The following is a 13,644-nucleotide window of genomic DNA, read 5'->3' on the forward strand; positions in this document are numbered from 1 at the left end:
ACATATCCGTACCGGCACCCGCCGTCCCGTTTGGCGAATGCGGCGGCAATGGCTTCCGGCACGGCCGGAAAAGCCGGCCCCGAAACCGGATGCGCCAGGGCTCCTCTTCCCTCGCGCAGCCGCAAACGGGGCGGTATCAGTCGGTCAGCCGCGCTCCGGTTTCGGCATCAAACAGGTGAACGTGATTGGCATCGATCGACAAGTGGATTGCCTCTCCCGGCCGCACGTTCACGCGTTCGCGGAAAATGCAGGTGACGTCCGTTCCGCCGAAGCGCACGATCATCTGCGTTTCGTAGCCGGTGGGCTCGATAACCGCGACACTGGCGGCAAACCCGTTCGGGTCGAGCGACATATATTCCGGCCGCAGGCCGTAAATGAGATCGCGCCCTCTTCCCGCTAACGGCGGCCGCGCGACGGGCAGCGCCATCCCATCGGTTGCGATAAAGCTGTTCGGATTTTGTGGATCGAGCCTGCCCTTGATCATGTTCATCGCCGGCGAGCCGATAAAACCGGCGACGAAAAGATTGGCGGGGCTGTCATAAAGCTCAAGCGGGGAACCGATCTGCTCGACAATGCCGTCATGCATGACGACGATCTTGTCGGCCATCGTCATCGCCTCGATCTGGTCATGCGTGACGTAGACGGTCGTCGTCTTCAGCCGCTGGTGCAGTTCCTTGATCTCGGCGCGCATGGCTACGCGCAGTTTCGCATCGAGGTTCGACAGCGGTTCGTCGAAGAGAAACACCTGCGGATCGCGCACGATCGCCCTGCCCATGGCCACGCGCTGGCGCTGGCCGCCGGAGAGCTGGCGCGGATAGCGGTCAAGCAGCTTTGAAAGCCCCAAAATTCCCGCCGCGGTGCCAACACGCTTGTCGATCTCGGATTTCGGCGAGCCGTTCAGCATCAGCGAGAAGGCCATATTGTCGGCGACCGTCATATGCGGGTAAAGCGCATAGTTCTGGAACACCATGGCGATATCCCGATCCTTGGGCGGCAGGGTGTTGACGACCTTGTCGCCAATGCGGATTTCGCCCGCCGAAATGTTTTCAAGCCCGGCCAGCATTCGCAGAAGCGTCGATTTCCCGCAGCCCGAGGGGCCGACAAGGATGACGAATTCGCCATCCTCGATTTCGATGTTCACGCCCTTGATGACGGGAAAGGCTCCGAATGATTTTCTGACATCGACGAAGTCAACGCCTGCCATATGCTTTCCTCCCTGTGAGTTTCAACTGAAATCGGCGGATTGTCCGGCGGCCTCCTCATGCCGTTCTTGGACCCCGTCCGGTTCCCTTTCGACTGCCCTTACCCTCGCCCCACCAGCGGCATCTTCGTCGCCATGACCGTCATCGTCAGCACATTCGCCTCCAGCGGCAGGCTTGCCATGTAGACAACGGCCTCCGCGATATGCGCGACCGGGATCGTCGGCTCACTGGCGGTCTCGCCATTCGCCTGCAACACCCCGGAATTCATCTTCGACGTCATGTCGGTCGCGGCATTGCCGATATCGATCTGGCCGCAGGCGATGTCATATCTGCGCCCGTCGAGCGCGGTCGACTTGGTCAACCCCGTGATCGCATGCTTGGTTGCCGTGTAAGGCGCTGAATTCGGCCGCGGCGTCTGGGCCGAAATCGAGCCGTTGTTGATGATCCGCCCGCCGCGCGGCGCCTGCGCCTTCATCAGCCGGAATGCCTGCTGTGTGCAGAGAAAGGCACCCGTGAGGTTTACGGCGACAATACCGCTCCATTGCTCGAAGGTCACATCCTCCAGCGACACTGGCGGCACGGTGGAACCGGCATTGTTGACCAAGAGGTCGAGCCGGCCGAACTCCGTGCGGATCGCTTCGAAAAGACGAGCGACCGCAGCCGGGTCGCCGATATCTGCAACGACCGCCCGCACGATGCCTCCCGTTTGCGCCGCTATGGTGCCAGCGGCTTTGTCGAGCACGTCGGCGCGCCGGCCGGTGATGACCACGGTATAACCCTCCGTGCTCAAGGCCTCGGCGACGCCGCGTCCGACGCCCGTGCCACCGCCCGTCACCAATGCGATCTTGCCTTCGCCGGATTTCAAAGCGCGAACCATCTCAAATATGTCCTGCGAGTTCGTCTTCGATATGGATCCTGATGATCTCGTCGAAGTTGGTTTCGGCTCTGAAGCCCAGTTCGCAAGCACGCCGTGCGTCGAAATCGGTCGCCCAGCCTGAAACAATCGAGCCGATAACCGGGTCGGGCTCACGGCGGATGAGCTTGACGGCCTTCTCACCAGCCACACGCCGAAGCGCCTCGATCTCTTCACCAACGAGGGCGGAAAGGCCAGGCATGGTCAGATTGCGTCTCGGGCCGATTGCGGACGTATCCATCCGCGCGGCATGAATGAAGAAGCCGACCGCCGAACGCGGGCTTGCAAACCAGTGGCGCACGTTCTCGTCCACCGGCAACACCGCCTCCTGACCTGCCAGCGGCTCGCGGAGAATATTGGAAAAGAAGCCGGATGCCGCTTTGTTGGGTTTGCCGGGGCGGATGCAGATCGTCGGCAGGCGGATGCCGACACCATCGAAAATGCCGCGCCTCGAATAGTCGGCGAGAAGCAGTTCGCAGATCGCCTTTTGCGTGCCGTAGCTCGTCAGTGGCGTGGTGAAGAACTCATCGCCGATCTTTTCCGGAAAAGGCTTTCCAAAAACGGCGATCGACGAGGCAAAGATGACGTGCGGGACATAGGGCTCCCGCAAACCCTCATGGCGGATCGCCTCGAACAGAGCCCGCGTTCCGTCAAGATTGACCTTGTAGCCCTTGTCGAAATCAGCCTCGGCCTCACCGGAAACGATCGCCGCGAGGTGGAAGATCACGCCGGGCCGCAAAGCGACGAGTTTCTCAGCCGCACCGTCTTTTGAAAGATCAAGCGCAAGTGTCGTTGCAGCGGCCGACAGCGCCTGCGGCACCGGCGGTTCGATGACATCAACCAGCGTCAGCTTGGAAATATCGTAGCCAAGCACGCCTGCCTTTGCGGCGAACTTTTCCACCAACTTTCGGCCAACCATCCCGGCCGCTCCAATCACCATGACATGCATACTCGGTGAACCTTTCTACCTGCTGCCGGCCAAGCCGGATCACGTTTTCGTCCTGCTCTTGCTCTTTTCCCGCTTCGGCTGCCCAGTTACGCCAAGCAGTTCCTTCGTCGTGTCGTAGATCCGGGTGAGATGCTGTCGAAAGGCGCCAACCACCGCGTCCCGGTCGCGCCGCTCCAGTGCCTCCACGATCTCGGTGTGGTCGTCGTAGCTCGCATCTATGGCGCCCGGCCGTGACATCGCGCTGCGCCGGTGGTCCATCATGTAGGTGTAAAGATCGGTGACGAAATCGCAAAGCAGCGGGTTTCCGCAAGCCCGATAGATTCCGATATGGAATTCGCGGTCGCAGATCAGGAAGCGCATGGCGTCATCGCCACACAACTTCTGCGCTTCGAGCAGGCTTTTGAGCTTGCCCAGCGTCTCTTCATCAATCCGATCGGCAGCATCGCCGACGACCTTCAGCTCGATATGCAACCGGGCCGCATGAACATCGTCGAGATCGTAGCTGTCGATGGCGTTGGGCGATGCGATGGTAACGGTGAGATGACTGAGGTCGACATTGCAGACCCGCGTGCGGCTGCCCTGAGACACCTCGACGATGCCGCGCGCGGAAAGCGTCTGGATGGCACCGCGCACGGTCTCGCGGCTGACATGAAGCACATTGGCGAGTTCCCGTTCACCCGGCAAGACGTCGCCGGGACGCAGCATGTTGGTGGCGATTAGCACCATCAGCTTGTCGGCGATAAGGTCACGAGCCGTGCGCCGGTCGAGACTTTGTCCGACCTTCGGCATCTGCGTGAGTATCGGGCTGCCATACATCGCCGTCATCACCTCTAACTGACCCACTGGTTGGTCCAGCAGATCAGTTGCCATGGAGCCGCGAAAATCATGTCCAGTCAATAGAGGTTCGTCGCTGCACTGCATCAAAAATCGGCTGTGCAACGGCGCCGTTGCTCACCTTGCGCTTCGGCATGTGGTCGACGAAGTCACGCTCAACGATCTGAGAGCGGCGCGAATGTTCTGCGACGCATTTTTGCAGTACCTGATTTCACCTCCGCAAGAACCTCACAATAGGCGCGCGCAGCCAACTGTTTCGCGGCCGGAACCTTCTTCGCGACGCCAGTTAATCCCCTGCAGCGCATCCAGGTCCGCATCAGGCCCGGCGGCGGCGGCGGGGAGCCGGCGCCGGGCTTTTGCTTGTCTCGTCGTGGTAAAAAGAAAACCCGCCGGCCTTCGCGCCGACGGCGCATGCTGCACTCCTTAAACGCGGCCAACCCATTCGGGCTATTGATCCCCACGAGATGGAACCCCATCTGCGGTTCGCACCGATATCAACCCTCGTGATCGCAAATGCCTATCTTTGAAGATACTGCACGAATAAACTGTGCAGACGCTTCTGGACGCCGCCTCGTTATTGTCGAACAACGAAAATTTCCGTCATCCCCGCCAGACGGGAGGCCCCGGGCACCTGTCGTCGATTAGTTATGACCGAAGACGGCCAAGTTGCGAATAAGATCGACGACGAGAACTTTCTCCTGCTCCTGACCGACGAAGTCTTCCATCGAACGTGAAGGTGCCGCAAGCGCTTCGCAAGGTGCGGTCAGCCGATAGGTTGTTGTCGCCTCATTCCCCTCCCATGAGGCGAGCAGCAGCGCCCGGTGTTCCTCCCCTTCACCGGGTCAGCGGACATCGAATCCGCGCTGACCGCCCCGGCTAAACCCCAGGCGGTCTTTTTTGATTCCGATGTCTGCGGTTGACAACGCAAGAAAAAGCCGCCGCCCGAACGAGAGCAACGGCCGCATTGAGGGGTGAACCGTTTTGGATCGTCGCTGGAGTCGCAATCGTTGCGACCCTTCTCCTAACCTGCGAGCGCTACCGGCTAGAAGTCAAAATACAGGGTCACTCCCGACCGCCGCTGATAGCCGTAATAGTCAGGATAGCCGCCGTAGTACCGAGGATAGCCATAGTACCTCGGATAATCGCGGTACCCGTAGTGGCGAGGGTAGCAGTTGCCGTAGTAACGGCAGGAGCGGTAGGCGTACCGCCGGTTCCAATAGCGATCCGAACCCCAATGACCATGGTGCCGGTTTTTGATCTGCACGACATCGCCGGTTTGCGCTTGCTCGGATATCGACACGAACATCGGCGCGGCGTTTAGCGGTAGGGCGAAAAATGCAGCTAGGCTCATTGCTGTGAGGGCGGATAAGAGCTTCTTCATCATGAACTCCTCCTCGCTAACTACATAGAGCCATCAAGCCTGAACCGCCGATGAACGTTGCGTGTGCCGAGACTTGCGCTTTTCGCGGATGGGTTGCGGCGTGGCGATCGGCCGCGTAGCAGAGTCAACCGGCCGGCGCGCTGCTTGTGTTGGCGCAGCTGGTGACCGCGCCGGCCATTGGTGACCTTGAAGAGAAAGACCGCATTTTCGGCGGGCAAGCGCGCATTTCGCGCCCTAAAAGTTTCCTGCGATCAAGTCGAATAGTTCGTCGCGCTTGATGGTCGTAAAGCGCAGCCAGTCCATCGAGCCGCGTCCCGAGTTGCAGGAGCCCAAGTGAGACCGAGTCGCAACCGGGTCAGTAGCTGCACGACCGCTCGTTGCTCGGTCTGAACCCACCCGCACAGGCCGGATTCACGGAAGTCCTCGGTTGGTATTGGTAATCAGGCGGGTTCGGATTTCGTGGTGTCGTCGTACAAGCTGAAATGATCGCGGTCAGACAAACGATCATTCCAGCTGCAGCAAATGCGTGAAATCTGCTCATATGGAATCTCCCCGCCGCGATGATTTGCGTCCTTGACGCGAAAATGCCGCACCATCAAGCAGATGCGAGGGCTATCACGAACACTTGACCGCCGCCCTCGCCCGCCTCACGTAGCCTTTCTGTCGCGGCCCACCAATCCGCATGCGTTCCGACACCACCGGACAGTTACAGCTCTCGGCGCTCCCCGCCGGCGGCATTGTTTTCAGCAGGAAGGGCGGCACGCGCAAATCGACGGCGGACCTCTCGATCGAACGAGCGCTGGCTGACGGCGGACGCTTCATGGCTCGCTATGACGAGCGACGCGCGGCGGCAAAGGCGAAGAAGAAGTGACCTCGTTCGACCGCCTCCCACTCTTCGCCACCGACAAGGACCTCGCCATCGTGGGCAAGGAGCGTACCGCCAAGTGGATCAGGGCCGATGGGATCGGTTGCCGGAAACTACGATTGGCCGGCTCCCGGTGTTCTGATCACTTCGCGCCGACCGCGCTTCCTCGGCCGAGATCGATGTGCACTACACTCAAAAACATGCCTCGGAGGAAATGACCCGGCGCTGCCGGCATCGAAGGGATCCTTCCCGCTCAACCGAAGGCCGCAGGGTTGAGACTTCGGAACGCGGGGGTAAGTTCTCCCACTCAGTTTGATTAACAAGCTCTTACCAATCAATGAACGCCCAAGAACTGCTTCAGCTCCGGCGTCTTCGGATCGGCAAACAACTCTTCCGGTGGACCGATCTCATGGACCTTGCCCTCATGCATGAAAAGGACGCGCGAGCAGACATCACGCGCGAATTTCATTTCATGCGTCACCATAAGCAGGGTCATGCCCTCGGCGGCAAGTTCGCGCACGACAGCCAGCACTTCGGCAACGAGTTCCGGGTCGAGCGCCGAGGTGATCTCGTCGCAAAGCAGTGCGATCGGCTGCATGGCAAGCGCCCGAGCGATGGCGACGCGCTGCTGCTGGCCGCCTGAAAGCTGGTCGGGATAGGCATCGAACTTATGGCCAAGGCCGACGCGGTCCAACATCTTGCGGGCGACCGCTTCGGCATCCGCCTTCGCCTTTTTCTTGACGACGGTTTGCGACAGCATGACGTTGCCGCCGGCTGAAAGGTGCGGGAAGAGATTGAACTGCTGGAAGATCATGCCGACCTTCAGGCGCAACGCCTTCAAGTGCACCTCGTCGTCCAGAAGCTGGGCGCCAGCCACCGAGATCGAGCCTTGAGTGATGGTCTCAAGGCCGTTGATGCAGCGAAGCAGGGTCGATTTTCCCGAACCGCTCTTGCCGATGATGGCGATGACTTCGCCGGGCTCCACGTCCAGGTTGATGCCCTTCAACACCTCGTTCGTGCCGTAGCTCTTGCGGACTTCAGTGATTTCGATGAGCGACATTGAGCTTCCTTTCGAGGATCTGGCTGCTCTTCGACAGAGGCCAGCAAAGCGCGAAATAGATGAGGGCGACGAACCCGTAGACGGTGAAGGGCTGGAAGGTGGCGTTGGTGACGACGGTGCCTGCCTTGGACAATTCGACGAAGCCGATGATCGAGGTCAGCGCCGTTCCTTTGACGACCTGGACGGAGAAGCCGACCGTCGGCGGCACGGCGACCTTCAAGGCCTGTGGCAGGATGACGTAACGCATCTGCTGGAGCCAGCCCATGCCGAGGCTGGCGGAGGCTTCCCATTGGCCTTTCGCGACGGATTCGACGCAGCCGCGCCAGATTTCGGCGAGGAAGGCGGCAGTCCAGAAGATCAGAGCCAGACCGGCGGCAAGCCATGCCGGCACGTCGATGCCGAAAAGGCCAAGCCCAAAGAAGGCGATGAAGAGCTGCATCAGGAGCGGCGTGCCCTGGAAAAGCTCGATGTAGTATTTCGCAAAGGCCCTGAGTGATTTCCGCTTGCTGATGCGCAGGAAGAGCAGCATCAGCCCGACCGCGCCGCCGCCGATAAAGGAGACCAGCGAGAGGAGAATGGTCCACCGCGTGGCAAGCAGCAGGTTGCGCAGGATGTCCCAGACGGTGAACTCGATCATCGCGTAAGTCTCCTCGGGAAGATGAACCCGCCAACTGCCGAAAGCACCTGCCTAAGCAGGATCGCCAGCGCCAGATAGATGGCGGTCGAGACGATATAGGCCTCGAAGGCGCGGAAGGTGCGCGACTGGATGAAGTTGGCGGCGAAGGTCAGGTCTTCGGCGGCGATCTGCGAGACGACCGAGGAACCGAGCATGACGATCACCACCTGCGAGGAGAGTGCCGGCCAGATACGCTGGAGCGAGGGCACGAGAACGACGTGGCGGAAGGTTTCGAACGGCGTCATGGCAAGGCTCGCGCCCGCCTCGAACTGTCCCTTCGGCGTCGCCTGGATGCCGGCGCGGATGATCTCGCAGCTATAGGCGCCGAGATTGACGATCATGGCGAGATTGGCAGCCGTCAGTTCGTTAAGCTGCAGGCCGAGCGACGGCAGGCCGAAGAAGATGAAGAAAAGCTGGATCAGGAACGGCGTATTGCGGATCAGCTCGACGTAGGCGGCGATCACGGGTTTCAGCCAGGCAGGTCCAAGCGCGCGCACCCAGGCGCAGAAGGTGCCAAGCGAAATGCCGAGCACACCGCCGATCGCGATAAGCTCGATGGTGATCAGTATGCCCTTGACGATCTGCGGGTAATACTGAAGCAGCCATCCGAATTCGAAATGGTAGCTCACGAAATTCTCCCTCTCTTCGATACCGGCGGTGACCTGGGTCATCCCGCGTCTGGCGCGGGATGACCCTGAAAGCGCGGTTTCCTTAGAGGTCCTTCGGGAGGTCGGTACCGAGCCACTTCTGGGCGATGGCGTTCAGCGTGCCATCGGCCTTGGCGGTGGCGATGATGCCGTTCACCTTTTCCAGAAGCGCCGGCTGCTCCTTGCTGAGGCCGATGTAGCAGGGGGAGTTCTTGATGAGGAACTTCAGTTCCGGGCGCTTCGGCGGGTTCTTGGCAAGGATGGCGGCGGCAACGACGTTGCCGGTCGCAACGGTCTCGACCTGACCGGAGAGGAAGGCGGAGATCGTGCCGTTGTTGTCCTCGTAGCGCTTGATCGTGGTATCGGCCGGCGCGATCTTCGTCAGCTCGAGGTCTTCGACTGCGCCGCGGGTGACACCGACGGTCTTGCCGGAAAGGTCTTCCACCTTGGCGACGGAAAGTTCGCCGGGCGCGAACACGCCGTTGAAGAACGGAGCATAGGCTGCCGAGAAATCGATGACCTTTTCACGGTCCGGATTCTTGCCAAGACTGGAAATGACGAGATCGACCTTGTTCGTCTGCAGGTAGGGAATGCGGTTGGCGCTGGTGACTGGCACGAGTTCGGTCTTAACACCGAGCTTTTCGGCGATCAGGTTGGCCACGTCGATGTCGTAGCCCATCGGCGCCATGTCGGTGCCGACGCTGCCGAAAGGCGGGAAATCCTGCGGCACGGCGACGCGCAGCGTGCCACGCGCGGTGATGTCGGCGAGCGCATCGGCATGGGACGCGGAACCGAAGCCGACGGCGGCTGCGAGCGTTGCGATTGCAAAGAATGTTCTTCTTGTCAGCATGTGTTCATTTCTCCTTTGAGGTTGCGTTTTTTCGTGTGCCCGACGATTGGGCGGGCACGGTCCTGGGAGGGAGCGACAGGGAGTTGCGCAGTTCGGCGAGAGGGTCGGGGCGCGTCGTGAGATCCAGGCCGGTCTCCACCTCGTCCAGATGTTCGACGGAGAGCTCGGCGGCCCTGACGAAATCGCCGGCCTCCATCGCTTCGAAAATACGGCAGTGTCCCTCATGGGACTGCCCGGCGTGAAACTCCGACTGGTAGAGCATCGAGATGAGGATCGTGCGGGCGGTGAGGTCGCGCAGGATTTCGACAAGGATCGCGTTGCCGGCCAGTTCGGCAATGCGGATATGGAAATCACCCATGAGGCAGGTGAGGCGCTGGCGGTCGCCGGCGGCCATCGCAGCCTTTTCCTCGTCCAAATGGGCAATAAGAACCTTGCGCCCCTCGTCCGTGAGCGCGCGCATGCCACGCAGCAGGCCCGACTCGATGGCGCGCCTTGCTTCATAGACAGTCATCGCCTCTTCGGCGGACGGCTCGACCACGAACCAGCCCCGTCGAGGGCTTACGGTGACGATGCCACGCGTTTCGAGCCGCATCATCGCCTCCCGCACCCGGGTTCGGGACACGCCGAAGACCGACGCCAGCTGGTTTTCGCTCAGCCGCGTGCCGGGCCTGATCCGGGCGGATAGAATGCCCGAGATGATGGCCTCTTCGATGTTGTTCTGCGTGGTCTCAGCTGTATGGCGATCTTGCATACAAGACGGGTAAGCAAGGTGCATGCCAGTCTAATGAAATTAAATAATATCAACTCATTACAGAAGTGTTGGGGCGCATTCGCCTAGATCATAGTCATATGTGTTGGGCCGCAGCCAAAATTTTGAACTTTTCGCTCCGTTATGCGCGACACAGCCGAAGGACACCAACAATGGAAGCTTTCTGACGCATTCATTTCGTGCCAGTCTCGCCTCCTCAGTTCAGATCGATGAGCGCTACACTCAAAAGCAGCTCGGCCGGCGATCGCGGAGATGGCGCGCAAACACCGTCGTCGGCGCGACCGCTTTCGGATCAATCTCACCACGGCGTCTGGCTTTGAAAAGCCCCTCTCCCCCCTGCGCGTAGGCCGGTGGGCCTAAATCAAGCCCGACGGCTCGGCGTCCGAGAAGCATGCCTTTGGCAAATCCAATGCGACCTGGATCACGCATCCGCGAACGAGTGTCGTTATGGGCAACCGATCACGCCGCCGTTGCCTGCTCATCATCGACTGCGATGCAGTCACGGCCCTTCGCCTTGGCATCATAGAAGCGCTTGGTCCGCAGTTTCCACCAACGAAGACGCCCCTGAGCACTCAAGTCAGAGACGACGGCGATCGAGCTCAGGCTGTGGAACGGTGCTTCTTCGCGCGAGATCTCGGCGTGCTTTGCTTCGATGCCGGTTCGGCGTCATCGTCAAACAAGGACGACAATATCACCGGTTCTCGGTCTGGAAACCGGGCGACGAGTTCCAACGTAGCGCCCATGGCTCAGACGTCGCAGCGCAAGGTCGACAAGAGCAGATCGCTTCGCTTTTCCAGCCGCGAGTTTTCTGCTTTACGCCAAGCGTTTCAGCCATGCGGACCTGAGTCAAATCCCGGGCTTTGCGCAGGTCCTGAAGCGTCCTGTATTCCTCCAGACGCTCGTTGCCAAGGCGTTCGAGACGCTCGCGACGCTCGGCCGGGAGATCCTGAAGAACGTCATCCGATGTTCTAGCCATGCTTTTTCTCCTTCATTGCGTCGAGATGCTCGACGTAAACCTTCGATCGGCTTTCGCAATCATCACTTTATAGAACCGCGCCTGGCTGACCCCGGACTTGTCGCCGGCGACGAGAAGGATGGCGCGGCGTTCCGGATCAAAAGCGCGGTATTAGGCAGCAAATGCCACCAGCGCCTCTGGAAGGCGAAGAGTGGCCGGAATGCGCCAGGAACGGACTACGCTCTAGGTTGATTTCCGGGGCACGTGGGTATTGGTTTGCGGGTAAGCGTCGGCCCATAGAGGATAACAACGACCAGCGCAGTCACACACCACGTCGCGACCAGCAGCATGATGTGGCGTTCGCTGTCGATCGCATTCAGGCCGAGATTGCCGGTGATGACCAGGCCGTCTGCGGCATGGGCGATCAAGGTGATGAGCACGCTGCCCTTGGTGTTGTTGAAGAGCCAGCCGAACACGATCGTGAAGGCGAAGGTCCCAAACAGCGCATAGGAAGGCAGCATGTCGAGGAGGACCAGCGGCACGTGCCAGATGACAACCAGCACGCCGAGGATGGCGCTCGCGACGAGCGGCAAGTGCCGTTCCTGCAGACGCGGGAGGGCGACGCCACGCCAGCCGAGTTCTTCCTGCATCGGTCCGTCGAGGGGATTGACGAGGCGGATGGCGAACATCATCAGCATGGGCGGCGCTGAAGCGATCAACGCTGCCGTGGGGTTCGGCCCGCCGAAGACCATGTTCAGATAAGCGGGCGTCACGCCGATCACCGGCGCCGTGAGCAGGGCGACGGCAATCCATCCCCAGCCCACCCGCCAGATGGTGAACTTCTTAAGGAGCGCGACGACGCCGGGCTTGCCTCCGGTGATCGCGGTCACAATCAGAGCCGCGTAAAGCGGACCGGGCACCATGAGGAGGAAAGGCAAGGCGAACGCGCCGGAGAGGAGCGTGCCGGCATAGATCCGCGCCGGCAGGGTCCAGCCGAGCCAGGTCAGGATGTAAGCGATGGCGAAAAACGCAATGAGCGGGTAGCGGCTGATAAGCCTGCGGATGGAGGTCATGTCGGTTCCTCGGCGGCAGCACTCGGAATTAACGGCCCAGCCGCAGAAAGCGATGTCGACCAGTTGCTGGAGCGCGGCGTAGCCCTCGGTGCAGAGCGAATGGAAGTTTACCAGCACCCGACCAATCCGCAGCATCAATCTCAGATCAGCCCCCGCATAGGGACTGCATGATCCATACCGACCCGCCAATCAGAGTGGATCGATCGATTCTCACACAGCCTTGGCCGTCGCGGGCTTTTGATCGTCGTGGATCTCTGTTAGCTGAGACCATCCACACGGGGCCAAAGCGTAATGTCCGCTTTCGGGCCCAACTCGGACGCTCAAATTAGCTTGGTGGAGGACCGCTCGCGAGCCGAAAGCTGTCCTTCAGCGTTTTCGCTTCCTTATTCGACAACTTCATCAGCTCGCTCGATCATGGCTTTTGGAACGACGAGTCCTAGTGCAGTCGCAGCCCCCTTATTGATCGCCAGGGCGTACTGTGCCGCGTACTGAACGGGCAGATCGCCGGGCCTTGCTCCCCGCACGATTTTGTCGATGTACACGGCGGACATGCGCCATTGGGTGCCGAGATCCTGCCCGTAGCTGACCAGCCCGCCGCTCCTGACCATTTCGGCGATGCCGTATATGGCTGGCACCCCGTGCTTCGCCATCGCTTCCACCACCGCTTTGCGGTTCGCAAAGGGAAACGTGTGGGGCACCACAATCATGCCGGCGCGGGTATCTCCTGCAACGTCGGCAGCGGCACGTTCGATATCGTTCACGGTATCGACGTGGACCTCGCCGATTTCCGCGCTCTGAGACGCGACGGCCTTCCACCCGGCAAGCGCGGCAGGCGAGACCGAGGCCGGATTGGAGAAGATCGCCAGACGAGTGATACCTGGGGCGATCTCCTTGAGGTGGGACACCCATTTGGCCGCGATATCGGCCTGAAATCCAGCAATTCCTGTCAGATTCCGGCCCGGGTGATCCAAGCTGGCGACGAGGCCCGCCGCGACCGGATCGAAGGTGCCGACAAAGACGATCGGTGTGGTCGTCATCACCTGCGCAAGGGCGGTTGCCGCGGCCGTCGAAGCGGTGACCACCACATCGATTGGAAGCGCGGCTAGCTCGCTGCCGAGACGCCGGAACGCCGCGACCGTCCCATCTGCCTGACGGACTTCGAGGGGAAAGGCACCCTCGTCGAACCAGCCAACGTCCCGCAGACCATCCCGCAACGATGCCAGGAATTGATCATTGCCGGGCACAGGTAGAAGCACTCCAATCCGTACAGGGAGGTGAGGCTGCATTGTGTCCTCCATGATGCGACGCCTGTGGGCAGCAATCTTCCGAGTTCAGGGTCTGCATTGCAAGCAGCCGACGGAGCGGTCTGATCCCGCCGACAGCAGCTTTCGGCCCGGAGCGGTCATCGCAAGGTTCTCGCCATAACCGGATTAGGTTGGTGTGCATCGACCATTTCCCCGCCAATTTTGA

14 protein-coding genes and 1 pseudogene are annotated in these 13,644 nt (G+C 60.6%); 2 read left to right on the forward strand and 13 right to left on the reverse strand.

From position 1 onward, the window contains the following. Positions 1–136: 136 nt before the first annotated feature. From PMI09_RS22175 to PMI09_RS22195, 5 genes are all read right to left on the reverse strand, one after another. A complete protein-coding gene (locus PMI09_RS22175) occupies positions 137–1,204 on the reverse strand; it encodes an ABC transporter ATP-binding protein (RefSeq protein WP_007799705.1) in 1,068 nt (355 codons plus the stop codon). A 98-nt stretch (positions 1,205–1,302) separates the two neighbouring features. Further along, complete coding sequence (locus PMI09_RS22180) at positions 1,303–2,079, reverse strand: SDR family oxidoreductase (RefSeq protein ID WP_007799707.1); 777 nt, start codon at positions 2,077–2,079, stop codon at positions 1,303–1,305. Between the two features lies 1 nt (position 2,080). Continuing rightward, positions 2,081–3,064 (reverse strand): D-erythronate dehydrogenase, encoded by a 984-nt coding sequence (denD, locus tag PMI09_RS22185; RefSeq protein WP_037083782.1) that lies wholly within the window; start codon positions 3,062–3,064, stop codon positions 2,081–2,083. A 39-nt stretch (positions 3,065–3,103) separates the two neighbouring features. Beyond that, entirely contained in the window at positions 3,104–3,880 is a 777-nt protein-coding gene (locus PMI09_RS22190; RefSeq protein ID WP_037083784.1) for a FadR/GntR family transcriptional regulator, read from the reverse strand. 1,060 nt (positions 3,881–4,940) lie between these two features. After that, positions 4,941–5,282: a hypothetical protein gene (locus tag PMI09_RS22195; RefSeq protein ID WP_007799713.1), complete on the reverse strand. Its 342-nt coding sequence runs from the start codon at positions 5,280–5,282 to the stop codon at positions 4,941–4,943. A gap of 679 nt (positions 5,283–5,961) precedes the next feature. Here PMI09_RS22195 and PMI09_RS22205 point away from each other — a divergent pair. Further along, on the forward strand, positions 5,962–6,150 hold the full coding sequence (locus tag PMI09_RS22205; RefSeq protein ID WP_037083788.1) for a hypothetical protein: 189 nt from the start codon (positions 5,962–5,964) through the stop codon (positions 6,148–6,150). Positions 6,151–6,478: 328 nt separating this feature from the next. Here the strand turns inward: PMI09_RS22205 and PMI09_RS22215 are convergent, their stop codons facing one another. From PMI09_RS22215 to PMI09_RS22235, 5 genes are all read right to left on the reverse strand, one after another. Continuing rightward, the gene (locus PMI09_RS22215) at positions 6,479–7,204 is read right to left on the reverse strand and encodes an amino acid ABC transporter ATP-binding protein (RefSeq protein ID WP_007799716.1); all 726 of its coding nucleotides are present in this window, start codon (positions 7,202–7,204) and stop codon (positions 6,479–6,481) included. After that, the gene (locus PMI09_RS22220) at positions 7,182–7,841 is read right to left on the reverse strand and encodes an amino acid ABC transporter permease (protein ID WP_007799718.1); all 660 of its coding nucleotides are present in this window, start codon (positions 7,839–7,841) and stop codon (positions 7,182–7,184) included. Before PMI09_RS22220 ends, PMI09_RS22215 begins: the two co-directional genes overlap by 23 nt. Further along, entirely contained in the window at positions 7,838–8,509 is a 672-nt protein-coding gene (locus PMI09_RS22225; protein WP_037083812.1) for an amino acid ABC transporter permease, read from the reverse strand. Before PMI09_RS22225 ends, PMI09_RS22220 begins: the two co-directional genes overlap by 4 nt. Positions 8,510–8,591: 82 nt before the next feature. Next, complete coding sequence (locus tag PMI09_RS22230) at positions 8,592–9,377, reverse strand: transporter substrate-binding domain-containing protein (RefSeq protein WP_007799722.1); 786 nt, start codon at positions 9,375–9,377, stop codon at positions 8,592–8,594. A gap of 4 nt (positions 9,378–9,381) precedes the next feature. Beyond that, positions 9,382–10,128 (reverse strand): GntR family transcriptional regulator, encoded by a 747-nt coding sequence (locus tag PMI09_RS22235; protein WP_037083793.1) that lies wholly within the window; start codon positions 10,126–10,128, stop codon positions 9,382–9,384. A gap of 178 nt (positions 10,129–10,306) precedes the next feature. Here PMI09_RS22235 and PMI09_RS32300 point away from each other — a divergent pair. Then, positions 10,307–10,506: pseudogene (locus tag PMI09_RS32300) on the forward strand (hypothetical protein); the annotation flags it as partial. Positions 10,507–10,837: 331 nt separating this feature from the next. Here PMI09_RS32300 and PMI09_RS22240 read toward each other — a convergent pair. The 3 genes from PMI09_RS22240 to PMI09_RS22250 all read right to left on the reverse strand — a co-directional run bounded on the left by PMI09_RS22240 (position 10,838) and on the right by PMI09_RS22250 (position 13,472). Next, entirely contained in the window at positions 10,838–11,122 is a 285-nt protein-coding gene (locus PMI09_RS22240; protein ID WP_007799727.1) for a hypothetical protein, read from the reverse strand. Between the two features lie 215 nt (positions 11,123–11,337). After that, entirely contained in the window at positions 11,338–12,309 is a 972-nt protein-coding gene (locus PMI09_RS22245; RefSeq protein WP_007799729.1) for a CPBP family intramembrane glutamic endopeptidase, read from the reverse strand. 248 nt (positions 12,310–12,557) lie between these two features. Beyond that, entirely contained in the window at positions 12,558–13,472 is a 915-nt protein-coding gene (locus tag PMI09_RS22250; protein WP_081499101.1) for an ABC transporter substrate binding protein, read from the reverse strand. Positions 13,473–13,644 lie beyond the last annotated feature (172 nt).

The sequence above is a fragment of the Rhizobium sp. CF122 genome, from assembly GCF_000282035.1.
Taxonomy (GTDB): Bacteria; Pseudomonadota; Alphaproteobacteria; order Rhizobiales; family Rhizobiaceae; genus Rhizobium.